Origin of the sequence: Lentilactobacillus hilgardii DSM 20176 = ATCC 8290, from assembly GCF_000159315.1 — a bacterium.
GTDB classification, from domain to species: Bacteria; Bacillota; Bacilli; order Lactobacillales; family Lactobacillaceae; genus Lentilactobacillus; species Lentilactobacillus hilgardii.
Genome location: NZ_GG669998.1, coordinates 1 through 26,013, shown reverse-complemented (window position 1 = coordinate 26,013; position 26,013 = coordinate 1). Strand labels below are relative to the sequence as shown.

The following is a 26,013-nucleotide window of genomic DNA, read 5'->3' as shown; positions in this document are numbered from 1 at the left end:
CTTTATTTTATTTAGTTATGTATACGGGGGAACGACCCCCGCCTTAATTTATTTTCCTGGTGTTGTACCGCCTGTGGTAGATCCATTGGTGCTGCCACCGGTAGTTGATCCACTAGTTGCTGAATAACCACCAAAGACTTCAGCCAGCATTTTGGCTTTATCAAAGCCAGCATCTTGAGACATCCAAATCTTGTACGGTTCTCCGTTGAAGATTGTATTGTCAGCTGGTGTTAATGCTTGGTAAGTTAACGCCGTATTGGCATCAGTTTCGGCATTATTATCCGTTGCATGGGAACTACCAGTTTCAATCAATTGGCCGTTAGCAAAGCCTTCATACATGTCAATATTCGTAAGAGAACGAAAATGTAACAACATTGCTACATGGGGCTTTGGCAATTGACGTGTCCAACCACCATTAGCCGCATCCTGAATATATCCCTTGAGCTTTTGCAACTCGTCAAAATCAATATCCAAGAATTCCAATGCGACCTCTGGTTGTGCCTGACCATTTGAAACTCGTTTTGCTTCATCATTAGCATAGGCTACAGTACCCTCGGCTTCCAAGCCAGAAACTGTGGCCGTCGTAGCGCCTTTAGCATCGCCATCAACTAAATAGATACCATTAGTTCCTACTCCTGCATCGCTAGTCAGTAATTTACCATTAGCATCAACTAAACCAAAGGTGACATCTTTAATACCATGTGTTGACATTTAAAATCCTTCTTTCTTCATTGTAATTGTTTTAGTAACTGAAAAAGTTGCCATAACTTGATCGGTGTCTGGATCCACCGTATTAGGTTCATGTGAGCTAACCAGCCAATCCTGATTTTCCAAATTATTCATTAGGGCAACTTCTTCATTAAAAATATTTTCTTGTGTATCTTTTTTCCAAAATATTTGAACTTGAATATTAGCTTGCATATTACTAAATTGATCGTTCCGATATCCGCCCAACGGTTCAGTAATGGAAGTAATCAAGACAATAGTCTGCTTTCCAGAAGTATCAGCTCCGGGAGGAATGTTCATGGAATAAAGCTGGTCAATCCAACCATAGTGCAAAGATTGAATTAACTGATAAACAGTCATAACTGGTAATTCCATTAGTGACCCAGCTCCTTCCACTTAATATATTCAGATTTTAATATATCAGAACGAGTTTCCTCACGGGTCTTTTCCACAAAGTGGTCACCGACAATGTAAACAGTGCCATCATTTAGCCAGCGAGCAATCACTGCTTTTTTCTTGACCCAGCCAACTGTCGCTGTCCCATCCACATCACCATCAATATTTTTCGAACTAACTAATACACTATCAGCCAAGTGAGGATCATTTCCGGTAGCAATTCGATTACTATAATGTAGCCGTTTAGTTTCATCAGCTAATTTCTTTTGTAAAACATCGGCACCGGCTTTAGTGATTATAGTTCTTTCCGCCCGGTTGGGTACCAATCGTTTTATTTTCGCTAAATAATCGTCTAATTGTTCGGCCATACTAACCATGTTTTTTACCAACCCTCTCATTAATCTGTAGAGTCAAAATGTCATAAGTCACAATTTTATTGCTATCATCTAAACTCAAATTAACGATTTGATATAGTTGGTCTTGATATTGAACTAGCAGACCTTTGTCAATTAACGGATTGTGTCGAATAACAATTTGAATAGTATCTTCAAAATCTGTTCCCAAAAGCGAAACGTTCTGTGTGTTAGTTCGCGTATAAGGCATGCACCATAACACGAACTGTGGTTTAAATTGCGTTCCTGATGCACCAGTATTAGGATTAATTGTTGGTAAAGCCGTTCCAAACTGGGCTTGCCGATTAAACTGCTCCGGACTAAATTTATTAAGTGCCATCCGGATCACTTCCTGAAACCATTCCTTGGAGTTGATCTAGCATCATCAACAAACCAGCTGACATCCCTTTAGATAATTCCCGATCATAATATAATTGAGTTGCCAGTGTTTTTATTGCTAGGTCGTAAATTGATGAGGCTTGATATTGGGTTTCAGTTGAACTGACTGAATGATTGATAATCTCAGTTGCCTCATTAATCAAATTGGTAACAGTCGTTAATTCAGTCGGACTTTGGTCAATATGCAACTCATCCATTAATTCTGTCGGATTAACCGTCACATGACACCCCTCCTAACAGCCGCCCATCACTGTATTGTTTATTTCATTGGCGACTTATTTAAATTACTTGCCAGTTGAACTAGTAGTCCCACTAGTCTTTGCAGCAGGAGTTAAATCTGCTAATCCGGTAAATGGTGCATAAATGACCGATTCAGTATCCCACAACTCAACGTCAAAGCGATCAATGGCACGAATCTTAGTCAAGTCATTTTCGAAAGAACTGGCGCCAATGTTGGTGGCCAACAAAGACATCTGCTGAAGGTCGAATAGACGAACAGCTTCCGTCAAAGCACCAATGTAAAGTGGGAAACTGTTTCCATCATTGGGCAGAAAGGCATCGGCAATAACTGTAATTGTCTTACCAGCCAACATTTTTTGTGATGGATTAAGCGGGTTAGGTTGAATGACGTATTGTCCGTTATTATCCTTGACTTTATCCAGAACAGCAAAGCCTGATTGGTTAGTAACAAATGCAGATTCATTCCAAATCAGTGGATCCAATTCCTTGTTGTAAATATCCTTAATGGCGTCAAAACTATCAACTGTGGTTTTTTGTGTGCTTGGTAACTTAGCCAACGCTTTTAAAATTTCACTGTTTCGAGTAATAACATCTTTCTTGGCAATCCAGTTTTCCAAATATGATAATAGATTTGCATCACTATCATTCATCAAAGTATTTGTAATGCTAGAAATACCAGCATAGCGATGAATTTTATAAGTTAATGGTTTGAAAGATGCCGGATCATCATTATTCCCAATTTGGGCTGTTTCATCATCCAAGTTGGCAAATGGGGTCACTGACTGACGTGGTTCAATAACTCGTGAACCAGATGGTGCGCTAACTTCTTCCACAGTTACTAATGGCTCCAGCGACGTAAAGGTTTGCTTCAAATTATTGATGGCCGTTTGGACATCTTCTGGAATTGTCAAGCCAACACCATTTCCGTTGGCATCAAGTCCACTAGACATCAAATTCAAAAACTTTGGATCACCCTTTAAGGCTCCCTTGACAATATTAATAAACTTAGGCTTGTCTTTTGGCGTAACATCTTTTTGACCACCTGCAGCTGGTTTATCAGGCTTTACTAATTTAGCAGTTGCCAGGGCATCATCATATGCACCTTTAGCAAAATCTCGGGTCTTCTTTGCTTTATCAATTGAATCAGCAATTTTAGTTAGATCCTCATCTGAATATTTTTCAGGAGAATCGTTCAGTTCAACTGCCATTTGATTACGCTTTTCTTGAAGGTCCGTTACTTTTTGACCAGCTTCAAGCCAAGCATCGTGCAGCTTATTTAAATCCATAATTTAATTTCCTTCTTTCTTAAATAAAATAGCCAACTTATGTGATCGCAATTGGTCACTAGTTTGGCTATTAGTTTCTTTAGGCTTTTCTTTTACTTTGGTTAACAATGATTTAATTTTACTAATTGCCTGATTACTCAACATAACCGGCGAGAGCATATTAGTAACTTTGGCTGGTTGATCGTCAAACATCATTTCGTCTGCAAATCCTTGTTCAACGGCATCTTTTGCATTGATATAAGTTTCCTTGGCCATCATTTGCATGACTGTTTGCGGATCCAAACCCGTTCGTTGTACATAAACATTTGCAATTGATTGATCAGTCGAGTTCAAGCCTTGTAAATCGCTGGATAAATCATCTGCATTCCCTTGAGATACAGTGGAAGCCCGATGAATCATTAATTGAGCCGTTGGCGAAATTTTAATCGTATCACCAGCCATTGCAATGACACTGGCCGCACTCGCTGCTAATCCAACAATGTCAACTTCCACATTACCGGTATAATTCTTAAGTGCGGTATATATCTCAGAACCGGCAAACACATCGCCACCCGGTGAATTAATTTCGGCAACAATATTTTGACCATTTGCAGTGCTTAACGCATCTTTAACTGCGGAAGGAGTAACTGTTGAATAGCCAAAGAATTCATATACTTCAGCATCATCATCACTAGATACAACACCTTTAATTGGTACTGTTGTCATTATCATCACCTCCTTCCACTGCTGAAACTTTCAAATCAGGAAAAACCCCCGCTTGTTTCAGAATTGTTTGCGCTTGTTGCGGCGTTAATGCTGGTGACTGACCAGTACTTAATTTAGTAATATTACTAATTAATTGCTGATGATCAACATCAATAGCCGAATTAATATCCATTTTTATATCAATTCCCAATTTCAACGACAACTCCGATTCAATTGGTCGAATGTATAAGCTCAAACTATTTTGATACAAAGAACGAATCATCTCAATTGATGATTGTTCGTCACCTTGACCATTTAAATAACTATCTGGAACACAAAAAGCCTTGGCAATCTGGGTCTGACTAAACGTGGCATTATTTAATAATTTGGCTATATCTGGATTAATTTGTAATGAATCAAGCTGAGCGGATTGATCCAAAACAATTGGTCGACCAGAATTAGCACCAGAATTTTGTTTTTCAAACGATTCTCTAATATTTTCCTTAGCCTGCGGTTCCAATTTGGCTGCTGGAACCGTAATTGTATAGCTTGGTGCAATCGCATTTTTTAAACTACTTAATGACAATTGATTGCTATAATTCTGGATATTAATTTCTTTAACCAAACTATTTAATGGGCTGCTTCCGACTAGTTCAGTAGCAACTTGCCCCGAAACGAACAACCGAAAATGCAAAATATCGGCAGCTAAATAAGTTACCTGTCCCCGGTCATCGCCGTAATTAACTGTATAATAGAGAACATTTTGCTGATTATCTAAAGTAATACTAACTTGATAAAACGGAATTAAGGCCAATCCAGCCGGGCTACCGTTACCATTTCGTTGAATTAGAACGAAGGCATTGCCAGTTAACATCATTTGAGCACTAACTGCTTGCCAAAAATTATATGCACTCAATAGCGTGCTGGGCTGATTTAACATGTTGCTATATTGATCTGTTTTAAATTCACAACTGGCTACGTCACCCGCAATTCGGTTAATCACCGCATAAATATCGCTGTTTTGTAACGCCCCGTCAGCATCCACAGTGTTAGTTGATAGTAGCGCACCGTTTAACATGAATGGTGAATAACCAGCTGTACTAATTGACTGTGTTTGTTTTGACATAAAATTTTTAAAGGGATTCAGCATTCAACGCCTCCTTTCAAGAAATGACATAGGCTAAAACGATTAAAGCAATTCCAGCAACTACCCAACCAACAATAAAATTGATTAAACTTGCTGCAATCACAAAAGTAATTAATCCAAATAAAAATAATATAAAAGACAGGTTAGTGATTAAACCTGTCCACCATTGTTTCAGATTCAACTAATCTGCCTCCTAAATAATTTATCCACTACATATATCACCCACTAAATGTTGAAAATATTAAAAACTAAACTGATCACTGGTAAAAAATTCGTTGACTTCCTCATTGCTCATCCCGTTAAAGGGATTCTTTTTATCTTCTTTAAGACCATGATTAGGATTTTCAAAATAAAAAAGGCTTGAGACATGGCATCAATAGTGGCATCAGCACAATCAATTTTTGAAGTCAGAGCCGTTCGATCTATTTTAATACCATACGGATTAGCCATCGTCACAGCATTAGCCAAACAGGTTTGCAAAATCGGATCAGCCAACATCTCAATATTTCCCGCAATAAACTGATTTCTCAAAAATACTGTGGGCGAGCTCAAACTAACCGTCCCTTGCTTTAAAGTAATAAAAGGCACTTCTGGCATATTATTATCCAACCAATCAGTAATTACGCTAGCTTGATAAGGATCATAAATAAACGCTTTGACTCTCAAATGATGATCGTTAACAAAATCCAGGAACCAGCGCCCAACAAAATCTTCATCAATTAAGCCATAAGAATTTTGCGAAATATCACAAAAGCCTAACTTTTCTGCGTTTGAGTAATTAATTCCATCTTGTTTTTCTTTCACAATAATGGAATTATCTGCTCGGGCTAACGGAACAAATGAATGCTGCAAGATGAAATATTTCTTTTGTTCGCCATTCAAATGTGGGAAAACAAAACTATAAGCCGTATCATCTGAAGCATGCGATAAATCAAAACCCACATAGCAATCTTGATTATCAATTTCGAAATCAGAAACAACTGACTTTTGTATATCCTCTAATTTCAAATATTTATCTTTAGCAGTCTGCAACCACATATTGAGGTTACGGTTAATGAAATCATTTAGCGTACCGTCTTCCAGCTTAGAATCACGTTCACTAATTAACCCTTTCAGTAGGGTATCATGCTTAGCCGGTAAATCTAGTAATGGATTACTTTTCACCCATGTTTCTGGATCATCAACTTCATCTTGGTCATCCTGCTGCCAAATTAATGCCAACGTTGAATCTTCCGTTCGGTTAGAATCTTTTTCCATCGCCTTAGTGAGTCGTCTAACATCACTATACATCGGGACTTTAGGGTTACTGTATGCCGTACTGATAAAAAATGTTTGCCGGTTACTAGTTTGAACTTGTCCAGACGTGACTTTAGAAATCACATCCGAATTAAAATTTTCATCCCCGTATTCATCCACCGTGGCAAAGAGAAAATGAAAGGCATCTAATTGTGCACTACCAGCTGTCATTCGTAATATCTGGTTTTGAGTCTTCGTGGATTTCAAAACATCATCATTAATCGCAATATTCTGATCCTTGATTAATTTACGAAATCCAGGCATTTCTTGTAAGCTGTTAAAAGTCTGTTTAATGTAACGCCAAGACTTCTTAGACTGCTTATCAACTGGTGCCAAGTAACACAAATCAGCGTTAAACTGGTCACTATCCTCGACCAAGTAAGCGTAAAGTATCAAGATATTCAATAAATATGACTTGCCATTAGTCCGAGCCACTGAAACCATACATCGCTCAAATCGCTTTTGCTTGTCTTCCTTTGTTCGCCATCCCTGAGAAAGGCACAAGATTGCTTGTTGCCAAATCATCAGTGGTATTGGCTTGTTTTGAGAAACATCAGGGCACATGCGTGCGAAGTTACAGATATTTCGGCATTTATCCAAATCATAGTAATACGGAAAATTACCTTCCGTGGATCGCTTTAAATCATTCAAATGTCTAAACGCTGCTAGTTTAATTGTTTTGCAGGCTAACTGTTGACCAGTTAATACCCGGTAACAATAAACAGTGGCCGGATCACGGTATTTGCTTTTGATTTCATCAAAGTAGCCTTTCCCATCAAGCTGCTGAAATATTTTATCCAAGTTAGTATTTCTTTGAGTAAAATCAAATTCCTGTACCACTAAAACTCACTTCCCCCATTTAACATCTCTTTAATATTGGGTTCCTCATCGTTGTCATCTGAGAGTTGCAGTAATGAGGCTCGTGCAGATGGTGTTAAGCCTAATTCGTGTGCTAAGCTGTTTAATTTTGCCGTAGCAGAATCAATAATTTGTGATGCCGGATTACGTTTCCAGCCTGCGTTGTCTTCATATGTTTCTCCAGTTCGTTGGTTGACCACAGTTTTAGAAACTTTGGTGACAACACCATCTGTTTTAATTGAGTCATAGCCTTTCCGCAATAATTGATAGTTAATACAAAACGCTTCAATTGTTCCCTTGTCGGCCTGTTTAACATATCCTGATGCTTGCAAAATTGGTACAAGTTTCGTCCACATTGCTCGCGCATAACTTGACAGATATTTTGGACAACTCTTTTGAATCAAATCCATTCCAGAAGTTTCCGTTATTAGTTTTTGAGTTCTAACTCGCTGATCCTTGCGAGCATGCTTGTCTGTAGTTAGTTTCATTTGTTTTGGCATTTTTTAGTTCACCTCCAAGCAATAAAAAAGAGCCCCCCCAATAGGGACTCTTTCAATCTGATTCATTTAGACTAATGAATCACAAAAAAATCATTAAACACACTGTTCGAACGTATACACCCTACAATCGTGAAAAAACGTCTAATTATATTAACTTTTAGGAGGAAAATATACATAGTCATTATAGTAGGGTTATTCATATAAGCAATTTGTGAAATTGCGTGCACCCAGTTATAGTAAGCCCATAAAAAAGTTTTGAATTTACAACTTTTAACGTGCGCTACTGCTGGGCGTGCGCTCCCCTAAGCTTTGACCACCCGGGGGATGTCTTAAGGAACTTCCCAATCATTATCATTTTTGGCAAATTCCAAAAAAATATTTTCTACTTGATTTTTTTCTGTACACGTATATCGCCTCAACGTTGTTGAAAAAATTAAAATTATTTTCGACGTTTTAAACGATGGTGCCATCTCTTATTCTAAAAATTAGACAGATTGATTTTTGAATCTCAGAAATTATTTAAGGAAGTGTTCATGGTGGCCTTCTTTTTTGGATGGTGCCCTTCTATAACCGGTACTCACCATCCGCCAGTTGGTACCCACCCCATACAGAATACCATCCGTCTTATTAGGAACTTCCCACAAATGGGGAATGGTTATTTAATGCGTTTGGATAATACTTTAATCCACCAGCGTTTATCACAATGTTTTAATTGATTATCCCTCATCGATTGTTCTAGTTTAGTTTTGATATTATGCGTTGCTGGCGATAAACACCAAAGATTGTCAACATCCAACCATTTGTCTCGAGACAATAGACGTCTAGGAATAATATGATCAACGATTATTCTATCGTTTGCAACTGGCAATTCAGTCACACCGTCTAGATAATAATCCCTAGCTGCCACATAATTACGAATCTTAGTCCACTCTTGGGAATGATAAAAACCGTTAGCTATTGGATCACGATGATACATATTGTACTCCCGATTTCTTGCAGAACTGACTGCACGCTGACGCAAGTTGCCTGGTCGTTGATGCTTAATGGAATGCTTATCGCAATATCTTTTATTCATTGGTATCAATGCTTGACAGCCAACTTCATGACAAATATGTAGCTTCATATAAGCTCACCTGTCCTTTTGTTGGCAAAAGTTGTCTACTTAATTCTTGTTGCAAATCAATTATTGAGTCAATTAATTTGTATTCATCTAGTTTTAATTCATGATCATTAATCATCCCAAACGATTCCCAAACAATGCCCTGGTATTCCATCCCATATACTTTAGCTGCATAATCGAATATATCATTGAATACATCACTATTATCAATAAATAAAGTGTGAACCTCGCTATTTAATGTCATCGGATCAATGTATTTATTAAGGCAATATTCAAAATCGCCTAATATCTTTAGTTTATCTAACACGTCTTGATGATCAAAACTGTTTAACCTTGTGTTAAACAGTTGTGCATTGGATTTAACGTAAGCTATTCGATCATACAATGCATGTTCAAATTTTTTCTCAGTCATTGAAAAAATATCCATCGTTGCCGTTTTTCCATATTTCAGCAAGCTTTTGACAAACATTTTGGTTTTATTAGTCGGAAATAATGAACTAACCTTATTTACCAATGAATTCTCAACCGACACTGAACTTCGACAATTAATAGGTTCTAATTGACCGAGTTCATCAGATTTATCAAAATCCTCTACCAATAATGTTTTATGACCATAATAATCTTCAACTACATCTTTGGCAGCATAGGTAATTGCCCATTGTTTATTTTTAAATTCAGGGTTGCTCTCATCAGTAAAAGCCGCAATTAAATTGGCCTTGTCTTTGCACTCCCAGTAATGAACTCGTTTTAGTGTTTGCTGTAATAGTAAGTTAAATGCATCATTAGTCGAACAATAAATCGCATAATGGATTCGATTAACCCCATTTCTAAAATTTCGACAATTAGTAATTGAATTAACTAACACTTCATCTTTCAAAGGATCACCACCAATAATTTTGAAGTAACTGTTACACCAAATGATGATATTTCATAGCTTTTAGTACAGCAGATTTACTCATCATCCGTTCTCCGTGCATATTAATTACCTCATCAGCATTTAATTGCTTCTGAATATTTTTAATATCATTGCCATTAATAACCAATTGAGTTAACTTCATCAAGAAATAACGTTGATACTGCTTACTTCTAACAGCATTCCGAGTACTTTTGACCATTTTTTCTGGGGCTATTTGATTAGCATAAGCTTGCAAACTAGACAACTTATTTGCTGGCACATTATTCATTGAACCATTGTATTGACTTTCTAATTCAATTACTCGTTTAACTAGTTCATTCATTTTTAATCCATCCAATCTGTAATATATTCATTTCATGTGGGATTAATCTTATCACGGTTTTGTATGTTTGCCGAAGTGGGACTTCAATTATTTCATATCACCGCTCATACCTTACACCTCAATAACTTTATTCAGTAAAGAGCCATCGAAGTAAATCTGTGCATTTTCTAAAACTTGATCAATTTCAAAGGTTCCAATTCCCAAATTCTCTGCCAATTCTTGTTTAATCTCTTCATTCATGCCGATTGACATATCTTTGCGAATGTCGTTGACGTTATCGAAAACGTCCGATACTCTAATCTTCATTTTTCTGCCTCCGTTTGGACGTTAACTTGATCTTTCCAGTTTTTAATAGTCAGATCAAGACCTCGTTTAGTGAAATTAAATTCTCCGTTCTCTCCAACTAGTGTGAAATAGTCTCCCCGACTATAAACTGGATATTTCTCATCTTTTTTAAAAACACGATCCTCTGCTACAAACGTGAACCTTGGAATAAGATAACAATAAATCTTCATTTTTCTGCCTCCTTAATTGCAAAAACAGCCGTTTTTTTGATTTTTCTCCGGTACTTTGGCACGCTTAAATCAAAATATGCCACTTTTTTAATTTATAAATCATGTACTACTCGCTGTTTTCTTTTTTCTCGGTAAAATGCATTAAGCTCAAATCCATTGGCACACATGGAATTACCTTTTTTATGTCATTTTTTGTCCTCCAATAGTTCTGGATTCGTGTGGATATTTCCGATGACTTCAATGATATTAGCATCTTTACGGCAAGCACAATCCAGCCATTCTGGTGAACTATAGGACTTATCGCTCTCTTGTACCGCAAATCCAGCTCCGCGATACAGAACTAATCCTACCCAATCATGCTTTCTACAAATGTTTGAATGCCAGGCTAGAATATCGCCTTCGTAGATATCTTTGCCATTCTTATCTTTTAAACCGGTAAACTGCTCTGCTGACCCTTTTTCAATCGGTTCCCAGAAATGCAGTGTGCAATATTCTTCATCTGCTTCCACCATGTTGCCAACGATGTAATCAGGTCCATCAGTGGCATCATCATGCACTAGGTTCCCATGCACTAGGTTCCCGTACACAAAGATTCCTTTGTGTGGCACCACATCAACGTTTTTTAAATCCTTGGCAACCCCACGAAACTTAATTTCTCTGCTCATTACCGTCACTCCTCCACACTTTGGATACTTGAGTTATTTAATAAATCCTTCAGGAATTCAGCTTCATCACGTGTAAATTGCTGCGTAATTTCGCCTCGACAAACGTGCGGGTTGCGAACTCCACAGATAAAATATCCACCTTGATCATCTATTCTTCGAGAAACGTACTGTTGTCCATTATTTCCAACCATACCATTCATCTTCAAACGATATTTAGGAACGGATAATTCAACCTTTTCATGATTTAAGATTGCATCCACAACGTTAGCTAAATCATCGCGATTAGAATTAACATCATCATTAGCATATTTATCAATAAATTTAGCTAATTTTGCTACTCGCTTCCAATCAGAAATATTTTCTGCCATTGCGCATTGGTACATTTTAAACAGTTCCTTATCAGCAATTTTTACTGTCATTTTCATTTACCTCCAATTATTTTTAACGCGTCATCTACAGAACGGCAAACGCCATATAACACTGGATATTGCTTAATAAATTTTGCAAACCGCTTCTGATCATCACGTAACTTACCTCGTTCATTTTTAACTTCAATCAAAATCATTTTTCCACTGTGATGTTCAAAACCGGTAATGTCCGGCCAGCCTCTCGGAAATAACATAATTCGTCTGCCATCATCAGTTTTAATTTTTCCAGCATTACTACGACAAACAGTACAATCATGTCGAGATAACGCTAAAAGAATTTCTGTTTGAATTTCATGTTCTGATTTAATCTTTATACGCCTCCAAATAATTATGACGGATAACATGACGGATGATTAAGCTGCTGTATTCCTTGTCGCTCTAAGAACAAGCTACGTTTTTTGCTAATATGACGGATCTTTTCAACAAACCTTTATTTATATATCTTTTTTACTCTTTTATCTTATATACTCTTATTAATTTATCCGTCATATAAAGAATAAAGAGTAATAATACTAATGGTACCAAGGGATTGAGCGATTTTTTTATCCGTCATTTATCCGTCATTTATCCGTCATATTATTTAACCCAATTCAATCTAGGATCCGTTTTTATTTTTAATCCTTCGTAAAAGCGTCCTTTCATTGTTTTTTTAAATTCAAATTTCTGCTTTATCTCTCGACTAAACTTTTGCTTACTCATAGAGTATTCGGAATTATCTTTTGCCCAGGATTGGTATTTTTTAAAAAGTTCTCCTGCAGGTGATCGGTAATTATCACTCACTTCACAGCAATCATCCACAAATAAACTAATAACATCCATTTCTTCACGATATTGCCGACTGGCACGAGTGACACTTATTGGTGGATTCAAGCCTTCACGTTGCCATAATAAAGAACCTTCAACGATCCAATTAAGGATTCCCACGGATTCGCGTTTTAATTTATCCTTTAGGTTTTTATCAACTTGGCCATCGGGAATTTTTACCTTAAATGGAATTAACATCAATCGTCGCCAAATTCCGTCATCAGTACCACGAATGATTGGTTTATGGTTAGTGGCTAACCACAGCTTAAACTGTGGTTTAAACTCAAATTCCTTACCATATAAGTACCGTGCGGTTACTTTATCGCCACCGGTTAATTGTTTAACTAATCCCTCGTCCAATCTCACACCCTCATTAGGCTCGCTTGAGGTAACTAATCGGGCGCTTTCCAACCGAGCAATATCTGAGTTGGCTCCCGATTTGTTTTGTCGTACCATAATTGAATCGGCCTGCATTGACTTGGCATAAGTTCCCAGAATATCAGAAATTGTATCGATAAAAATTGATTTACCATTTCGGCCATTTCCATACAGAATAAACATCACTTGTTCCTTGATACTTCCCGTGGCAGAGTATCCAACCGCTTTTTGAATGTAATGGATTAATTCCTGATCACCAGCAAAAATTTGATTTAAAAATTCATCCCATTCTGGACAATCAATTTTGTCGGTGTATTCCACACTTGTCTGATGACTGAACATTTTCTTAATGTCGTGGTCTTTTAAGATACCTGAAGTTAAATCAATATAGCCATTAACCGTATTCAATAAAGTTTTATCTTGATCAAACTGCCCATGTAATACCGGAACCCGATGTTGTACTTCGCTTATCATGGCTTGTTTAGCAGCATGACTACGAGACTTCTTCAAAAACTTTTCCCAAGCTACTTTGGCCTTTTCAGGATCTACGCCGGCAGCAACATGCAACTTCTCATTCTTCATATTATCCACGGTCATATCAACGAATTGAGCTGCTTTTCCCTGATCGTCCATTTCCCAATAACTGCCATTATAGAAATACCAGGACTTATCAATATAGGAATATTTGACTAGATTTCCAAAAACATCAATAAATCGATCAGCATTCCCAGTGTCATCCCAACTTCTAGGTGGTAATTTCTTTTTAGGCTTAGATTGTAGGAATTTAAGATTATATTTATGCAAGGGATGTTGCTGTGGATTAAAGGTTTCCCGCGTTTCATTAATGGATTTGTTAAGGAGTGAAACCCCATAAGTGGTTTTTCCGTGCTTTTCATCATACTTAGGGCGCATTAAACTAGACTTTCGAAAGATTTGATCCATTTTATTGAAATCACGGCCTGTCCAAAAAGCTAAGTCGTTGGAAAATGCCAAATCAGCCTCGGATTGTGAAGTGTAGAAACCGTCCCAGCCACCTTCCATAAACATCTTGAAACGTTTACCCGTTCGTGAAAGTTCGGCACGTTTAATAATTTCATCAACACTTAAATCATTTGGCCTGATTGGTGCCTGATTGGGAAGTTTTACCACATTGTTTTCACCGAAATAGTGTTTATAAATAAGTTTCATCACTTCGGAATTAGGTGTATTTATCCGATCACTGTATGGACCGACTGTTCGACCTGTCAGGGCAAAGAAACGACCAGATTCATACATCTCAACGTTGCCTTTACGACGACGATCACCAGGAATCTTGCCCTTAAAAATGGCATGAATCCCGGTACCGGATAAACTAATTTCCACATAGGATTTAGTCATCGTTAACACATCTTGGACTTCATTTTGTTGATAATCCTGTGCGGCGTATCTTTCCAACTCGTCTCCAATATGATCAATATCTAGCCCTACATAACCATTAGCAAAGTAAAATGCGAGACCATCCATTTGATACGTTTTAAGTGCTTTTAAGGCTGTTTGATAATCAGTCCAGCTACTAGGATCGTTGGTTTTTCCCGCCCCACCATCAAGCGCATTATGGGGTATTTTGGTATATTTATTTCGCTCAGGCTGCCAAATTTTTCTAAACAGACCCCATTGTTTTAGGGTCCGCAATTCATTTGGAATTTTTTCATATGCCACTTTTTACCCTCCTAGAATGGTAAATCATCGTCTGAAATATCAATTGAATCTCCAGAATTAGCAAATGGATCATCTGCCGGTGCTGATGCTGGTTGATTACCAGCAAATGGGTTTTTACCGTCCTTTTGGTCTTTCCATACATGCTGCACTTGTGGATAATCACTCTTGCTAAAGTTCCAAGGGGCAATCTGATTGATATCTTTCTTTTCACCGCCATAATCATCAACTGTTTTCTTGACATACACTTTGGCTGGTTTATTAGCAATAGCCTTAGTAAAATCGTCAATCGTATTCAATGGTGTTCCTTCAGGAATTTGAACAGCTTCAAGAATGTATTGGAAACTATCCAAATCGTACTGATTAGTAGTTTTGCGTTTCCAATTATCCATAAAGACATGACGGTTATGGTACTTGGCATTGGTATTTTTTAATCCAGTAACCCCGTCTAAGTCATTTCGAACGACTAAATCTAATTGCAGTGATTCTGCCCCATTCTTAGTTGCCTTCTCCTGAGCTGACTTAATAATCATCTCGTAATTTCCACTTGGTAAAGCTGAAAAATCTTTGTGTTCGTTGTTCTTGTAATTAGCTTGTATAAATGCCATTTTTAAAATTCCTCCATTAGTTAACCATTTTTAGTCGTTTAGCTTGTACATAGGCCCAACCAGCTTTATATCCACGGGCTTTAGCGATTTCTAGTAACTCTTTGTAACTTTGTGCATCTTCCGGATTTTTTCTTGCCGTCTGGATTTTTGAATAATCAGTAGTCAGTTTAAATTCCCCAACTTTTTCAATACTGGCCGTTTCATCAATTTCCATTTTGTCAGCATCATATTTAATCTCATTACCACACTGTGGACAAACACGACATTGTGTCGGCACCACTGCAAAACAATTTGGGCAAGTTTTAACTGGGATTGATTTTGTGTTATTCTTCCGCTTTTTCTTAGGTCGTCCTTCAAGACTCCATTGTCGTGGAGTGTCAGGCAAACCAAAGCGGGTGTAATTAGCCACATGATCAATAATAGTTGCTACTTTATTGGACTTATATCGCATACACCGCATGGATTGTTGAATGTCCAATACCAATGACTCGGTTGGCCGTAACATAATGACTACAGAGCAATCTGGAACATCAAACCCCTCCGAGATCAAATCCACGTTACATAGAACCTTAATGTTGCCATTTTTAAAATCATGCATAATTTGATCACGTTTGGCTTTGGGCGTTTTGGCATCTGCATGAACTGCTTCAATTCCAGCGGCACAAAATGCCGATGCAGTTGCTTTACTGTGTTCAATATCATGGGCATAAACAATGGCCTGTTGGCCAGGAACTTTTTTTCGATAGGTTTTGACCACATCCCCAAAAATTGTTTTTCCAATGGCATCGTCAATCGAGTTATTGGTATAATCACCGGTGCTTGATTTTTTTAATTTACTATCATCAACCAATTTGATTGAGTAGTATTTGTACGGTGCCAGGTGATGATGCTGTATTAACCAGGTAACAGTCTGTCCTTCCACCATTGCTGAATAAATATCATCAAAACCTTTTCCATTCATTCGCCAAGGACTCCCAGTGAATCCCAATCTTGGCACGTCTTTGTAATAGTCGAATATTTTTAAATAAGACTTTGCCCGACTATGCTGTGATTCATCACAAATGATTAAATTAGGTCTTGGCAATTTTCCTAGTCGGTTAACAATCTTTCCCACAGTCATAATTGTGCAGTGCATTAAATCAACGTCTTGTTTCTGAAAAGATTGGGTTATTTGATTCACAAGTTCCTGTCTGTGGACGAAAAACATTACCTGTCCACCCTTAGCAACTGTTAATCTGGCAATTTCTGCAATAATAACTGACTTACCACTTCCTGGTGGAGAAACAATTAAAACACCATGATTGCCTTCAGCAAGCTTTTGACGGGTTTCGTCTACTAATCGTTGTTGATAATCAAATAATTTAAATGGCAATACTATTCACCGCCAAACCTAAATAAGTCCTTAGCAGCACACATGGTTCGATTGTCCAAACGATTTTTGGCATAAATCGAGTCATTTCCTTGCAGCATAACGCCACGACCGTTAGTCTTCGGATTAATAATCAACCGACCAACCACATCACATAATCCCAGCATTCCATCCATCACGCTTTGACGAATTTCGGGTGCATATTGATTAAATTGCTGACCATTTTCAGTGGTAATCTGGCGTTGCGTCTCCCAAGCTGTAGTTAATACATTAACTGGCAACGCGTAGATAGCAGTCATTACTCTCGAAAAATAATTAGTCCATTGTGAATAATCCTGCAGTTCATTTGAGATGCCGTTATGGCTACCCTTACCCTTCTCCACAAACCAATCTTTTTCAAAACTTGACACATTATCAATAACTAAATTATCGTAACCAACAATCAATTCTGAAGCATGTTCAAGATATTGCTTCATATCTTCTTCAGGACGAGTTCGATCCATTTCATCGACTGTAACGTTGCCAATTCCAGCTAATACTTTAGCGGAGTTATCTAAATCAAAAATTCTAGTTTTGCCAGGTAAATATTTAACACAAGTTGTTTTACCAGTTCCAGGCTTAGCATATAGAATGACTCGCCAGTTCTGGGTTCGCTGTAAATCTTTAGCTTCAATCGTCTTCATGATTAAGCACCCACTCTTTGATAACGAATTTGGTTACTATCCATGAAAGCCCTCAACAGTTTCATTTGTGGAATTGTTGCCGTTATTTTTAAAGACACGGAATGGGAAACAACTTCGCCAGTGTTGGTATCAATCGTTTTACCTTTCTGCTGAACTTGATGTGTTTGTGCTTCTGCTGCTTGAGCCTCCAAAGCCTGCTGTTTTTGTTGATTTAGATTGACCTGATGATCAATTGCTGTAATTAAATAATTAACATCCTGGCCTTGCTTTAATTGATCAATCCAACCAGCCGGATCAATGTGATAAGCTTGAGCATATTTAGTAATGGTTTTAATGTCTGCTTCCAAGTCGTCGTGTTTCTTTTTAACATAGCCCATCACGTCAGCAATGCCTTCGGTTACTTTCTTTTTCGTGGTGGTTTTATTTAACCAAGTAGGATCAATATCAATTTCGCTTGGTTCAACATGATAATTGGGTGCCATTTCAGAAATCAGAGATTGAACATGTTTTAAGCGAAGCTGGCGTTGCTGATCTTCCAATTCCTTTAGCCCAGCGTCAATTGGGTTAATCGATGAATCTAAAGTGGCTTCTAAGTCTTTAATTTGAGCTGCAAACCGCTGATATGGTTCAGCGTATTTTTTTCTGATTTCTTTACGCTTATCATCAAGGGCTTGCTTCAATTTTCGAAGTTCTGCGCGACTGGACTTGGCTTCTTTTTCTGTGGAAGTTGTCACTGCCATTCCTTGATATTTATTCGCATATGCTTCTACAGCTGCTTTTAATCGATCAAAATTGTTAATTGTAATAACGGTTGGCTGATAGTCAATCGTGTATTCTGGTAAGGTTAATTCGTTTACCATTTATAATTACCTCCACTTCTTTAAATCGAATAGTATCGCCGATTAATTGAATCCTTCATTGACGCTATTTCTTTTCTTTTAGATTTTGTGATTCGACCGCAGATCAATCTAATTGGTTCCGGATAAATCGGCGTGTGCTCCTTAAAGCTTTTATGGAAATTTTTATTTCTACCAGTAACGACATAAGTTGGATATTTAACGCTAAGTTTCCGCATCACTTCTGCTTTGGTTTTTCCAGATTCCAGCACTTTGGAATCCATAATTCCAACTGCCTTCCAAATAAGTTCCATTAAGTTGCCTCACTTTATATGTGATATAATTAGTCAAACAATTCTTTCCTCAGTCCACTATTTGCGGTAGTGGACTTTTTTTATTACACAGAAACACTCCATCACTTCCTTTGCTGTATAATTTAGTTAGTTCAATTAAAGGTGGTGAATTTTCATGGATTTTTACAGTTGGTTAATGAGATTTAAAGACGTCAGCCTGCCAATTGGTGATTTGGCCAGAGACGCGAAATCTGATAGATCGTTTCCCAAAGGAAATTTAGATTGGGAAACTTTAGAAAAATATATCAAATCAGTTAATTCTGAAAATCCAGAATTGGAAATTGTTCGAAATGCCTTTAATTACTATTTAGCGGAAAAGAATCGCTAGTTAATAAAATCCAGTAATTATTTGGAAGCTTAATGTTTTCATGACCATATTTGCCTCGTAGTTCAGTATTGGCATAAAGGCCGCCATGAAACAGTTGAGCTTCTTTTCTTTTTCTTAATTCACCCACTAATTGAGGTGTCGAATACTTTTGTAATTTATTCATCGATATGACTCACTTTCTATATTTTTAATGGCGTCCGGTTGGCATAAAATATTCAATGACCAAGGCTGCCAAAAATAATAAAATTAGCACTTCCAATGATTCCATTAATCAAACCACTCTTTCCAAAAAGTTTTTGGATTTGCTTTATACTTCATATACTCAGTCCCAATCCAAAAACCAATCGCACTAAAAATTACATAGTCTAACCACTGTGGTAAAATTAAAACCATTTTTATACCTCCTTACCAGCTGAACTCATTCCAATGATCTTCCAAAAACTGTTGCATTCTGGTAGCTTTAAATAGCCACGGACTACCTTTACTTCCACGATGAATCAGCTCTCCACGATCAATCATTGTTTGTATTTCTCTTGAATATTTTGGATTTTCCAAAACATTTTCCTTTAACCATTGTGGCGATTTATTCCCACACCACTTACGAAGATCATTTAAATTCCAAGTTCGTCCAAAGGTTGATTGATGTTTCAACTCTTGGTAATCTTCCTTGTTGATCAATTCAAAATTATTAGGAATTTGAATTGAAACTCTAGCAGTAATGATTTGAGACATTTTGTCACTTCCTTTAGTTATTTTTATTAACCCCCTTTCTATGCTGGCTGTGTGGACGAATCCGGAGTAAATAAAAACTTGAGTTCATATTCAGGAAAAAAGCTTTCTTGAATTTTTAAAGCTTCACTGAATTTGAATGATGACGTTCCATTAATTTTGTCAGCGATAGTCTGGTAACGAACATTCAAAAGATCTGCCATATCAACTAAAGTTACATTTTTCTTCTTTCGAATTTCTTCTAAATTATTTAACATAATATGACTCCTTCCTAATACGAATTTTCGTATATTAGTTTAAAAAATAATGGCTCTTCATGAGCACATTTTTATAATATACGAATTTTCGTATTTAGTCAATACAAAAATTCGTATTTCTTTAAACTCGTTCATTTACATACGATTTTTCGCATGATATAATAAAACATGTTAAGGAGGAAGAAAGCATGAACAAGGAAGATTATTTAAAAGATTTAATAGAAATAAAATCGGGTAACGTTAAAGCTTTTGCCGATTCTATAGGCATGGCTTATACAACTATCCGATCTATTCTGGATCGCGGCATTATGAATGCTAAAATGGAAAATATAATAAAAATATGTGATGGATTGGGAATCAAACCAGAAGACATTGTCAAGTTAGAAAGTTCAGTCGTTAGTGATACCAATAAAATAATGCTTCAGCTCCACCCTTCACGCCAAGAGAAAGTTTACAATTATGCCAGTGATCAATTAGACGAACAGAATAATGAAAAAATATCTTCAATGTTTGATCACAAACCTATGATTGAAATTCCTGCTGGGCGTTCAACTGCTGCCGGGTCTCCTATTAACGGTGAGGATCAAGATACCCAATTAATTCATAAAATGATTGCCGGCGAAAAAGTTCCTGCCGGTGCAGATGAATTAATTACTGTGGATGGTGATTCAATGGAACCGCTCTTAAAAAAGGGTAGTCAAGTTTTTATCCACTACCAGCCAGAAGTTGAGGATGGTGAAATTGCGATTGTCCACATCCGCGATATTGGTGTCACTTGTAAAAAGATATATGTAAATGAAGATAATACCGTTACTTTAAGGTCAATTAATGAAGCCTATGATGATATGCACTTCGATTGTGATGAAGTAAATGTCATTGGCAAAGTAATCTTATAAGCTCCCACATTTTGGGGGCTTTATTTAAAGCTTCAAAAGAACACACGTTTCGACTAACCAGGTGGTTTACTTAGGTTCGAGTCCTAAATAGTCAATTAATTAATTTTAAGGAGGATTTTTAAATGGATATTGAAGAATTGAGAGATTATTTAAAAGAAAATAGCAATGTTGAAAATTTATTTACTAGCAAATGTTTACAATATTTGACCGAAAAAAATAACCAACGCTCTTTAGACAAACGTTGGCTACAGGAAAGAATTGATCGTGAAGCAGCAAATATGTATTACAAATTTCTAGTAAATATTCACAACAAAATCAGCAGTAACTTTAAGGGACTTGCTAAACATGATCCTAATAAGTGGCGGCACTTTATTTCAATTAATGAAATGCTTGATCAGTTGGAAGAATCCGTCGTTGAGATAGAATTTGAATAAAAAATACCGCCAAGCAGAGTAATTAGCGGTATCATTTATATATTAAAATGAGGAGGATGTATTTATGAAAAAATGGTTATTGCCTTTATGCTTGGCCTTTATTTCAATGTTCGCATTTGAAATGAAATTCACAACATCAGTTAATGCAAGTTATAAGGATCAGATGTATGCCGATACGATAGTATATAAGATGAAAAAAGGAAGCAAGCCTTCAAGGGATGTATTGCTAAAGTCCTTTATTATACATAAGGGAACATGGTTAACGTCTGACAGTTATTCTTCAAAATATGGTGGATGGATCATATCTACTTCTGATTTTCATTCAGGCAAAGATGTCTACTATATGATATTAAAAAATAATTTTTGGAGTGTAAATGAAAATTCTAGTTACCAAAGAATGCCGAATATGTTGTGGAGAAGAAAAGTTTTGGGGTATGTTCCAGTTTTCTCTTCACCATCAAGCAATACTATAAAATTTTATCTTAATAAATATAAACACACAACATGGACAGTAAATTACGAATCAAAATCAAATAAACATAACTATGCAGTTTATTACCATATAAAGCATGGACGAATATCAGGATGGGTTTGGCGTGGATATTTAAAATTTGCACCTCATAAAAATTTAATGGTTCAAACACCTGGAGACGATGAAGTACCTTTGCATGATAACCCTAGCAAAGAAAACAACTATCCATTAACAAGTGGTCCCACATATGATGCCATTCAATTTAAAGGTTCAGACAAGGTTTGGGTTCAACCAATGGCAAAAGAAATGGATGATTATGGCTGGACTTATCTTAGTAACTTAACCGTTAAATAAAAGAATAGCTACTATAAAAAAGCATCCCCTCCCGTTAGGAAGTAGGATGCGCACAGACCAAATACTGACGTCTTTAAAAGCTGAATTTGGAGGTGAAAGTATTGTTCAAAAAAAGTTTGATGTTGTCCCTTGTGTTAATTACTTTCGGTGGTACAACATTCATAAGTCAACCGCTAACTGCTAGTGCTAAGAAATTAACGCTTAATTTGATTGAGAAACATTACATGAAAGAGTACAAAATAAGAGTCAAAAAAACTAAGCGTGCCAATATCGTTAAATACTACAAGCATGGTGGCCTTTATGTTGCCGGACATGTAACCATCCATAATGGGGAAACTGTACGTACTTGGTTCCGTGGCGTAGGGGGCGTTAGTTGGCAAGTTACTGGTGGCAAACATGAAAAGTACACTAGCAAAAATAAAGAATATTCCGTCAACTGGACCAACACTAATCAATTCAAGATTTTATATACTTACCCTGAATCAAAGGGCTGGTTCTAAATAATGTCCACCCTCCTCGGTAGCCAGCACTGGTTCAACTCCAGCGGAGGGATTAGAACAAAATTTTTCAACAATATTAACAATTAGGAGGAAACCCTTTGAAATCATTAAGTGTTCAAAAAGTCTCTCGCTTTGACTTTACTGACTCTGTAAGCTTTCCCGACTCATCAGGAAGCATTGCACTAGCTGGAAACACGTTAACAATTAGTAATGACATTTTGCAGCCTTTCACTTGTACCTACAATATTACCGTCAACGAAGATATCCTCGTGAAGGATATGGAAACTGGAAAATTTGTTCCTACTGATGAATACAAGAAATCCACTACTTTCCCCGCATTTTACGATCAAACAAAAGGAATCTTATTTTTAATGGCACCCTCGATCATCTCTAAGGGATTCATGAAAGAACTCATAAACTCTTATGGTCCTAAGTTAGCCACATCCGGTGTTTATGACTTTGATTTCACTAAAATATCTCGCTTTGAAGTCCGTGCTAGTGGTATCTATTTTAATGTCGATGACGACACCGATGTGGATACAAAGCATTTCTTCGGTAGCGGTGTACAAGACAATGACGAGGTAATTGACGCTATCGACAAAGACAATGCAACTTACCTAATGGCAAAGATCGATGTAGATGGTGAACAACGTACAATTGGTTTTTCTAAAAAAGGGACACTGGTTATATACAGCAAGCTTAACGATGACGGTGTTGAACAACCATACTTGCAGCTTGCTATTGATACCTTAATTGCAATTAGCCAACAGTAGACAAGGCAATATAGTTCTTCAAAACATCAATAATCTTTTCTTCGTTAGAACTTGTAGCCCTTAACATATGTTTCTTAATTTCAACTTTTAAATCATCCTCCGTTAGTACCATATTCCATTTCAATATACCTTCGTCACCATCAAAGTGTCGCAATGTTAAACGATAGAATGGATTATATTTTCTCATAGAAATAGTAACAGAGAGACGTTCTTTAAGGCCCTGCGAGTCTCTAAATTTTGATAGGTCAATCTGCTGAGGAGAAGCAGCCGAAAGTTTTTTTATTATTTTCTGAAAATTCTCTACCTGTTTTTTTGAATCTCGATAAGATGTGCTTGAACTATATTTCAAAACGATTTCATCATAGTCATTAGCAGAACTTCGTTCGATTTTAATCTTATTTTGTAAACCTTTAAAATTAAATGTAAAATTTGCGCTATCTTTTTGAATCTTACCGTCTTCGCACGTAACGTCTGTTTGATTTAACACTTTTTTTCGGAATTCCTTTGCGAGTTGTACAAAATCTTGTTCCGCATCCAAGTAAAAGACATACTTTCCTGTCCAACTAACAGTATCCCCCCACAGACATGCACAAAACTTTCTCCAGTACACAAATAGGAACTTCCAATGATTATAGCCATATATAACTAAAGTTGTTGTCAGTGAAAAAACAGTAACTATTTTTTTAGAATCTAATCCCTTAGGAAGCCTATCAAAAATTGTAAGATAAATAAGCAGTGAAAAACATGCTAGTATGACTACTGTCCAAATCGCCTTACCAATTTTTTTATTCACTACTTGCACCCCCTGCAACAGTAACAATCTTCATAGAGCATTATAACAAAAAATCAAATCTACAACTAAGTAATAATAGACTAACATTCTAGTACTATGTATACAAAAGTGCATCCCCCTACCCGCCAAGATAATGGGACGCATACACAATGGTCTAAGGGATAAGTATACCCTTTTTACGTATTTAATTGTAACCGAAAGAAGGTGACGCCGCAAATCTTTTTTACATGTTTAAAAATATTTTACAAGGGAGGTCCACTTATGGCTTCGATACGCAAACGCGGAACTGGCTATCAAGTTAGGTATTATTACTATGACATGGATGGCCATGAGCGTGAAAAAAGTAAAAGTGGTTTTAAAACAAAGTCAGCAGCTAGGTTATTTGCTAGCCGAGTTGAAATTGATTATCAGAACGGTTTAAACATTGCTACCGGGGATCGTCCATTTGCAGATTACTTTGATTACTTTTATCACACTTATAAAGAACCAAAAATTAAATTCATGACTCAGCAAAGGTATAAGATTACTAGTCGAGTACTGCATAAATATTTTGGAAAAACTTCATTAAAGAATATGAACCGACAAAGATATCAGCAGTTTATTAACCATTATGGAAGTGATCATGCTAAAGACACCGTTTATAAGGTTAATTCATTAGTTCGAGCTGCTGCTCAAAATGCTATTTTGGATGATTTAATTCATAAGGATTTCACCCAACGCGTCGAAATTATTTATGATAAATCTCGAGACAAAAAAATTGAATATCTAAATATTGATGAAGTTAAAAGGTTAGCCTCTTATTTAGAAAATAATTTAAATCCTAACTATACCTCCAGTTTTATGATCTTAACCGCTTTGCTGACTGGTGCAAGATTAGGAGAAATTCAGGCCTTGACTTGGAAGGATATCAATTTTAATTTTAAGACCATTAGTATTAGCAAGTCTTGGAACTATATGCAGGGTGGTGGATTTCAAGATACAAAGAATGAAGGATCCAAGCGTATTATTTCCGTGAATAACAATTTGCTTGATGACTTAAAAATATTAAAAGATCATCGTAAAGATAAATCCATGGTTTTTATGAATCAGTTTAACACCATTCCTTCTTCTAGTGCCCTAAATAAAAAGCTCAGGCAGAGTTTAAAAGACTTAGGTATCAATAGGTCAGGATTTCATTTCCACTCTCTCAGACATACTCACGTTGCGTATCTGTTAGCATGTGGAATTGATATTTATATCATATCCAAACGATTAGGACATACCAACATATCTACAACCACTCGTACGTATTCTTATTTAATTGATGAGTACAAGGCCAAAAATGATGAACAGATTCGAAACGAACTTGATAAATTATTGCCACAGGAAAAAGTTAACCAAGTGTCAAAGGGAAACCGTTAATTGGTTTCCTTTTTTGACCGTTATTGATTTTATAATCGTCCTGTTTTCACTGTTGTTAAGCTTCTCATTTGACCGTTATTTGACCGTTATTTGTTTAATTTCTTATCTTTTCTTGTGCTTTTTAAAAATACCGCATTGCTTTAAACGTTGATATATAGGCATTCTTAATTTTAAAAAATGCTCTAATTTTAACCATAAAGCCGTTTCCGGGATTTGAACCCGGGACCTTTTCCTTACCATGGAAATACTCTACCTTCTGAGCTAAAACGGCATGCTACTACTGAATAAGCGGTTGTGTGTTCATACTGTTACTCATAATATCTTATCAAGTCAACATCTATAAAACAAGCGGTGCCCTAAAAATTATTAAGCCAGCGTTAATTTTGTTTTTATTGTTGATTAAAACAAAAGGAAACAAAAAAGGTTGAAACAAATTTAACATTGTTTCAACCTTTATCTC

General features: G+C 36.6%; 37 protein-coding genes and 1 tRNA gene. 7 read left to right on the top strand and 31 right to left on the bottom strand.

Going from position 1 to position 26,013, the window contains the following annotated elements:
• Positions 1-48 precede the first annotated feature (48 nt).
• The 25 genes from HMPREF0519_RS11475 to HMPREF0519_RS11355 form a co-directional block, all read right to left on the bottom strand.
• Positions 49-711 carry a phage tail protein gene (locus HMPREF0519_RS11475; RefSeq protein WP_003636428.1) on the bottom strand — a complete coding sequence of 221 codons (663 nt, stop codon included), beginning with the start codon at positions 709-711 and terminating at the stop codon, positions 49-51.
• Positions 712-1,101, bottom strand: coding sequence for a DUF806 family protein (locus HMPREF0519_RS11470; protein WP_003636425.1), 390 nt, complete (start codon positions 1,099-1,101; stop codon positions 712-714).
• Positions 1,101-1,499: an HK97-gp10 family putative phage morphogenesis protein gene (locus HMPREF0519_RS11465; RefSeq protein WP_003636422.1), complete on the bottom strand. Its 399-nt coding sequence runs from the start codon at positions 1,497-1,499 to the stop codon at positions 1,101-1,103. Before HMPREF0519_RS11465 ends, HMPREF0519_RS11470 begins: the two co-directional genes overlap by 1 nt.
• A complete protein-coding gene (locus tag HMPREF0519_RS11460) occupies positions 1,492-1,854 on the bottom strand; it encodes a phage head closure protein (protein ID WP_003636420.1) in 363 nt (120 codons plus the stop codon). Before HMPREF0519_RS11460 ends, HMPREF0519_RS11465 begins: the two co-directional genes overlap by 8 nt.
• Entirely contained in the window at positions 1,844-2,134 is a 291-nt protein-coding gene (locus HMPREF0519_RS11455) for a head-tail connector protein (RefSeq protein ID WP_225428963.1), read from the bottom strand. Before HMPREF0519_RS11455 ends, HMPREF0519_RS11460 begins: the two co-directional genes overlap by 11 nt.
• A gap of 63 nt (positions 2,135-2,197) precedes the next feature.
• Complete coding sequence (locus HMPREF0519_RS11450; protein ID WP_003636415.1) at positions 2,198-3,439, bottom strand: phage major capsid protein; 1,242 nt, start codon at positions 3,437-3,439, stop codon at positions 2,198-2,200.
• A 3-nt stretch (positions 3,440-3,442) separates the two neighbouring features.
• Positions 3,443-4,144 (bottom strand): head maturation protease, ClpP-related, encoded by a 702-nt coding sequence (locus tag HMPREF0519_RS11445; RefSeq protein ID WP_035180823.1) that lies wholly within the window; start codon positions 4,142-4,144, stop codon positions 3,443-3,445.
• Complete coding sequence (locus HMPREF0519_RS11440; RefSeq protein WP_003636411.1) at positions 4,125-5,273, bottom strand: phage portal protein; 1,149 nt, start codon at positions 5,271-5,273, stop codon at positions 4,125-4,127. Before HMPREF0519_RS11440 ends, HMPREF0519_RS11445 begins: the two co-directional genes overlap by 20 nt.
• A 13-nt stretch (positions 5,274-5,286) precedes the next feature.
• Positions 5,287-5,451, bottom strand: coding sequence for a hypothetical protein (locus HMPREF0519_RS13955; protein WP_003636410.1), 165 nt, complete (start codon positions 5,449-5,451; stop codon positions 5,287-5,289).
• A 110-nt stretch (positions 5,452-5,561) separates the two neighbouring features.
• The gene (locus HMPREF0519_RS11435; RefSeq protein ID WP_003636408.1) at positions 5,562-7,406 is read right to left on the bottom strand and encodes a terminase TerL endonuclease subunit; all 1,845 of its coding nucleotides are present in this window, start codon (positions 7,404-7,406) and stop codon (positions 5,562-5,564) included.
• Positions 7,406-7,924: a phage terminase small subunit P27 family gene (locus HMPREF0519_RS11430; protein ID WP_003636406.1), complete on the bottom strand. Its 519-nt coding sequence runs from the start codon at positions 7,922-7,924 to the stop codon at positions 7,406-7,408. The genes HMPREF0519_RS11435 and HMPREF0519_RS11430 overlap by 1 nt, the downstream gene beginning before the upstream one ends.
• A 655-nt stretch (positions 7,925-8,579) precedes the next feature.
• Complete coding sequence (locus tag HMPREF0519_RS11425) at positions 8,580-9,047, bottom strand: HNH endonuclease (RefSeq protein ID WP_003636397.1); 468 nt, start codon at positions 9,045-9,047, stop codon at positions 8,580-8,582.
• Entirely contained in the window at positions 9,025-9,921 is an 897-nt protein-coding gene (locus HMPREF0519_RS11420; RefSeq protein WP_003636396.1) for a hypothetical protein, read from the bottom strand. The genes HMPREF0519_RS11425 and HMPREF0519_RS11420 overlap by 23 nt, the downstream gene beginning before the upstream one ends.
• 31 nt (positions 9,922-9,952) lie before the next feature.
• Positions 9,953-10,282 (bottom strand): hypothetical protein, encoded by a 330-nt coding sequence (locus tag HMPREF0519_RS11415; RefSeq protein ID WP_003636386.1) that lies wholly within the window; start codon positions 10,280-10,282, stop codon positions 9,953-9,955.
• Positions 10,283-10,393: 111 nt separating this feature from the next.
• On the bottom strand, positions 10,394-10,588 hold the full coding sequence (locus HMPREF0519_RS11410; protein ID WP_003636384.1) for a hypothetical protein: 195 nt from the start codon (positions 10,586-10,588) through the stop codon (positions 10,394-10,396).
• Entirely contained in the window at positions 10,585-10,797 is a 213-nt protein-coding gene (locus HMPREF0519_RS11405) for a hypothetical protein (protein WP_003636381.1), read from the bottom strand. Before HMPREF0519_RS11405 ends, HMPREF0519_RS11410 begins: the two co-directional genes overlap by 4 nt.
• 185 nt (positions 10,798-10,982) lie before the next feature.
• Positions 10,983-11,462, bottom strand: a complete 480-nt coding sequence (locus HMPREF0519_RS13120; RefSeq protein WP_050768682.1) for a YopX family protein — start codon at positions 11,460-11,462, stop codon at positions 10,983-10,985.
• A gap of 5 nt (positions 11,463-11,467) precedes the next feature.
• Positions 11,468-11,881 (bottom strand): hypothetical protein, encoded by a 414-nt coding sequence (locus HMPREF0519_RS11390; RefSeq protein ID WP_040472820.1) that lies wholly within the window; start codon positions 11,879-11,881, stop codon positions 11,468-11,470.
• A gap of 2 nt (positions 11,882-11,883) precedes the next feature.
• Entirely contained in the window at positions 11,884-12,234 is a 351-nt protein-coding gene (locus HMPREF0519_RS11385; protein WP_003636375.1) for a VRR-NUC domain-containing protein, read from the bottom strand.
• A 232-nt stretch (positions 12,235-12,466) separates the two neighbouring features.
• Complete coding sequence (locus HMPREF0519_RS11380) at positions 12,467-14,770, bottom strand: phage/plasmid primase, P4 family (protein WP_003636373.1); 2,304 nt, start codon at positions 14,768-14,770, stop codon at positions 12,467-12,469.
• Positions 14,771-14,781: 11 nt separating this feature from the next.
• Positions 14,782-15,375, bottom strand: coding sequence for a DUF669 domain-containing protein (locus HMPREF0519_RS11375; protein WP_003636372.1), 594 nt, complete (start codon positions 15,373-15,375; stop codon positions 14,782-14,784).
• Between the two features lie 16 nt (positions 15,376-15,391).
• On the bottom strand, positions 15,392-16,747 hold the full coding sequence (locus tag HMPREF0519_RS11370) for a DEAD/DEAH box helicase family protein (protein WP_003636371.1): 1,356 nt from the start codon (positions 16,745-16,747) through the stop codon (positions 15,392-15,394).
• A 2-nt stretch (positions 16,748-16,749) separates the two neighbouring features.
• Positions 16,750-17,427, bottom strand: coding sequence for an AAA family ATPase (locus tag HMPREF0519_RS11365; protein WP_003636370.1), 678 nt, complete (start codon positions 17,425-17,427; stop codon positions 16,750-16,752).
• A gap of 2 nt (positions 17,428-17,429) precedes the next feature.
• Positions 17,430-18,287, bottom strand: a complete 858-nt coding sequence (locus HMPREF0519_RS11360) for a DUF1351 domain-containing protein (protein WP_003636369.1) — start codon at positions 18,285-18,287, stop codon at positions 17,430-17,432.
• 20 nt (positions 18,288-18,307) lie between these two features.
• Positions 18,308-18,577, bottom strand: coding sequence for a hypothetical protein (locus HMPREF0519_RS11355; RefSeq protein WP_003636368.1), 270 nt, complete (start codon positions 18,575-18,577; stop codon positions 18,308-18,310).
• 154 nt (positions 18,578-18,731) lie between these two features.
• On the opposite strand from HMPREF0519_RS11355, the gene HMPREF0519_RS11350 reads away from it, so the two are divergent.
• Entirely contained in the window at positions 18,732-18,944 is a 213-nt protein-coding gene (locus tag HMPREF0519_RS11350) for a YozE family protein (RefSeq protein WP_003636367.1), read from the top strand.
• Here HMPREF0519_RS11350 and HMPREF0519_RS11345 read toward each other — a convergent pair.
• The 4 genes from HMPREF0519_RS11345 to HMPREF0519_RS11335 all read right to left on the bottom strand — a co-directional run bounded on the left by HMPREF0519_RS11345 (position 18,913) and on the right by HMPREF0519_RS11335 (position 19,930).
• Positions 18,913-19,107, bottom strand: a complete 195-nt coding sequence (locus HMPREF0519_RS11345) for a hypothetical protein (RefSeq protein ID WP_003636366.1) — start codon at positions 19,105-19,107, stop codon at positions 18,913-18,915. The genes HMPREF0519_RS11350 and HMPREF0519_RS11345 overlap by 32 nt on opposite strands.
• A gap of 104 nt (positions 19,108-19,211) precedes the next feature.
• A complete protein-coding gene (locus HMPREF0519_RS14625) occupies positions 19,212-19,337 on the bottom strand; it encodes a hypothetical protein (protein WP_003636365.1) in 126 nt (41 codons plus the stop codon).
• A 12-nt stretch (positions 19,338-19,349) separates the two neighbouring features.
• A complete protein-coding gene (locus HMPREF0519_RS11340; protein ID WP_003636364.1) occupies positions 19,350-19,676 on the bottom strand; it encodes a DUF771 domain-containing protein in 327 nt (108 codons plus the stop codon).
• A gap of 38 nt (positions 19,677-19,714) precedes the next feature.
• Positions 19,715-19,930 carry a helix-turn-helix transcriptional regulator gene (locus HMPREF0519_RS11335; protein ID WP_003636363.1) on the bottom strand — a complete coding sequence of 72 codons (216 nt, stop codon included), beginning with the start codon at positions 19,928-19,930 and terminating at the stop codon, positions 19,715-19,717.
• A gap of 188 nt (positions 19,931-20,118) precedes the next feature.
• Between HMPREF0519_RS11335 and HMPREF0519_RS11330 the strand changes: the two genes are divergently transcribed.
• The 5 genes from HMPREF0519_RS11330 (at position 20,119) to HMPREF0519_RS11310 (ending at position 23,359) form a co-directional block, all read left to right on the top strand.
• Positions 20,119-20,826 (top strand): LexA family transcriptional regulator, encoded by a 708-nt coding sequence (locus tag HMPREF0519_RS11330; RefSeq protein ID WP_003636362.1) that lies wholly within the window; start codon positions 20,119-20,121, stop codon positions 20,824-20,826.
• 122 nt (positions 20,827-20,948) lie between these two features.
• The gene (locus tag HMPREF0519_RS11325; protein WP_003636361.1) at positions 20,949-21,260 is read left to right on the top strand and encodes a hypothetical protein; all 312 of its coding nucleotides are present in this window, start codon (positions 20,949-20,951) and stop codon (positions 21,258-21,260) included.
• A gap of 64 nt (positions 21,261-21,324) precedes the next feature.
• On the top strand, positions 21,325-22,086 hold the full coding sequence (locus HMPREF0519_RS11320; RefSeq protein WP_003636351.1) for a hypothetical protein: 762 nt from the start codon (positions 21,325-21,327) through the stop codon (positions 22,084-22,086).
• 101 nt (positions 22,087-22,187) lie between these two features.
• Entirely contained in the window at positions 22,188-22,586 is a 399-nt protein-coding gene (locus tag HMPREF0519_RS11315; protein ID WP_040472819.1) for a hypothetical protein, read from the top strand.
• Positions 22,587-22,684: 98 nt separating this feature from the next.
• Entirely contained in the window at positions 22,685-23,359 is a 675-nt protein-coding gene (locus HMPREF0519_RS11310) for a hypothetical protein (RefSeq protein WP_003636345.1), read from the top strand.
• Here the strand turns inward: HMPREF0519_RS11310 and HMPREF0519_RS11305 are convergent.
• A complete protein-coding gene (locus HMPREF0519_RS11305; RefSeq protein ID WP_040472818.1) occupies positions 23,346-24,152 on the bottom strand; it encodes a hypothetical protein in 807 nt (268 codons plus the stop codon). The genes HMPREF0519_RS11310 and HMPREF0519_RS11305 overlap by 14 nt on opposite strands.
• A gap of 261 nt (positions 24,153-24,413) precedes the next feature.
• On the opposite strand from HMPREF0519_RS11305, the gene HMPREF0519_RS11300 reads away from it, so the two are divergent.
• On the top strand, positions 24,414-25,553 hold the full coding sequence (locus HMPREF0519_RS11300) for a site-specific integrase (RefSeq protein WP_003636343.1): 1,140 nt from the start codon (positions 24,414-24,416) through the stop codon (positions 25,551-25,553).
• Positions 25,554-25,751: 198 nt separating this feature from the next.
• On the opposite strand, the gene HMPREF0519_RS11295 is transcribed toward HMPREF0519_RS11300, so the two are convergent.
• Positions 25,752-25,824 (bottom strand) — tRNA-Thr (locus HMPREF0519_RS11295).
• Between the last annotated feature and the right edge of the window lie 189 nt (positions 25,825-26,013).

Bases quoted from the DNA above. Each gene is read 5' to 3' on its own strand.
- HMPREF0519_RS11475 (WP_003636428.1), bottom strand. From the start codon at position 711: ATGTCAACACATGGTATTAAAGATGTCACCTTTGGTTTAGTTGATGCT.
- HMPREF0519_RS11470 (WP_003636425.1), bottom strand. From the start codon at position 1,101: ATGGAATTACCAGTTATGACTGTTTATCAGTTAATTCAATCTTTGCAC.
- HMPREF0519_RS11465 (WP_003636422.1), bottom strand. From the start codon at position 1,499: ATGGTTAGTATGGCCGAACAATTAGACGATTATTTAGCGAAAATAAAA.
- HMPREF0519_RS11460 (WP_003636420.1), bottom strand. From the start codon at position 1,854: ATGGCACTTAATAAATTTAGTCCGGAGCAGTTTAATCGGCAAGCCCAG.
- HMPREF0519_RS11450 (WP_003636415.1), bottom strand. From the start codon at position 3,439: ATGGATTTAAATAAGCTGCACGATGCTTGGCTTGAAGCTGGTCAAAAA.
- HMPREF0519_RS11445 (WP_035180823.1), bottom strand. From the start codon at position 4,144: ATGACAACAGTACCAATTAAAGGTGTTGTATCTAGTGATGATGATGCT.
- HMPREF0519_RS11440 (WP_003636411.1), bottom strand. From the start codon at position 5,273: ATGCTGAATCCCTTTAAAAATTTTATGTCAAAACAAACACAGTCAATT.
- HMPREF0519_RS11430 (WP_003636406.1), bottom strand. From the start codon at position 7,924: ATGCCAAAACAAATGAAACTAACTACAGACAAGCATGCTCGCAAGGAT.
- HMPREF0519_RS11425 (WP_003636397.1), bottom strand. From the start codon at position 9,047: ATGAAGCTACATATTTGTCATGAAGTTGGCTGTCAAGCATTGATACCA.
- HMPREF0519_RS11415 (WP_003636386.1), bottom strand. From the start codon at position 10,282: ATGAATGAACTAGTTAAACGAGTAATTGAATTAGAAAGTCAATACAAT.
- HMPREF0519_RS11410 (WP_003636384.1), bottom strand. From the start codon at position 10,588: ATGAAGATTAGAGTATCGGACGTTTTCGATAACGTCAACGACATTCGC.
- HMPREF0519_RS11405 (WP_003636381.1), bottom strand. From the start codon at position 10,797: ATGAAGATTTATTGTTATCTTATTCCAAGGTTCACGTTTGTAGCAGAG.
- HMPREF0519_RS13120 (WP_050768682.1), bottom strand. From the start codon at position 11,462: ATGAGCAGAGAAATTAAGTTTCGTGGGGTTGCCAAGGATTTAAAAAAC.
- HMPREF0519_RS11390 (WP_040472820.1), bottom strand. From the start codon at position 11,881: ATGACAGTAAAAATTGCTGATAAGGAACTGTTTAAAATGTACCAATGC.
- HMPREF0519_RS11385 (WP_003636375.1), bottom strand. From the start codon at position 12,234: ATGTTATCCGTCATAATTATTTGGAGGCGTATAAAGATTAAATCAGAA.
- HMPREF0519_RS11375 (WP_003636372.1), bottom strand. From the start codon at position 15,375: ATGGCATTTATACAAGCTAATTACAAGAACAACGAACACAAAGATTTT.
- HMPREF0519_RS11365 (WP_003636370.1), bottom strand. From the start codon at position 17,427: ATGAAGACGATTGAAGCTAAAGATTTACAGCGAACCCAGAACTGGCGA.
- HMPREF0519_RS11360 (WP_003636369.1), bottom strand. From the start codon at position 18,287: ATGGTAAACGAATTAACCTTACCAGAATACACGATTGACTATCAGCCA.
- HMPREF0519_RS11355 (WP_003636368.1), bottom strand. From the start codon at position 18,577: ATGGAACTTATTTGGAAGGCAGTTGGAATTATGGATTCCAAAGTGCTG.
- HMPREF0519_RS11350 (WP_003636367.1), top strand. From the start codon at position 18,732: ATGGATTTTTACAGTTGGTTAATGAGATTTAAAGACGTCAGCCTGCCA.
- HMPREF0519_RS11345 (WP_003636366.1), bottom strand. From the start codon at position 19,107: ATGAATAAATTACAAAAGTATTCGACACCTCAATTAGTGGGTGAATTA.
- HMPREF0519_RS14625 (WP_003636365.1), bottom strand. From the start codon at position 19,337: ATGGTTTTAATTTTACCACAGTGGTTAGACTATGTAATTTTTAGTGCG.
- HMPREF0519_RS11340 (WP_003636364.1), bottom strand. From the start codon at position 19,676: ATGTCTCAAATCATTACTGCTAGAGTTTCAATTCAAATTCCTAATAAT.
- HMPREF0519_RS11335 (WP_003636363.1), bottom strand. From the start codon at position 19,930: ATGTTAAATAATTTAGAAGAAATTCGAAAGAAGAAAAATGTAACTTTA.
- HMPREF0519_RS11330 (WP_003636362.1), top strand. From the start codon at position 20,119: ATGAACAAGGAAGATTATTTAAAAGATTTAATAGAAATAAAATCGGGT.
- HMPREF0519_RS11325 (WP_003636361.1), top strand. From the start codon at position 20,949: ATGGATATTGAAGAATTGAGAGATTATTTAAAAGAAAATAGCAATGTT.
- HMPREF0519_RS11320 (WP_003636351.1), top strand. From the start codon at position 21,325: ATGAAAAAATGGTTATTGCCTTTATGCTTGGCCTTTATTTCAATGTTC.
- HMPREF0519_RS11300 (WP_003636343.1), top strand. From the start codon at position 24,414: ATGGCTTCGATACGCAAACGCGGAACTGGCTATCAAGTTAGGTATTAT.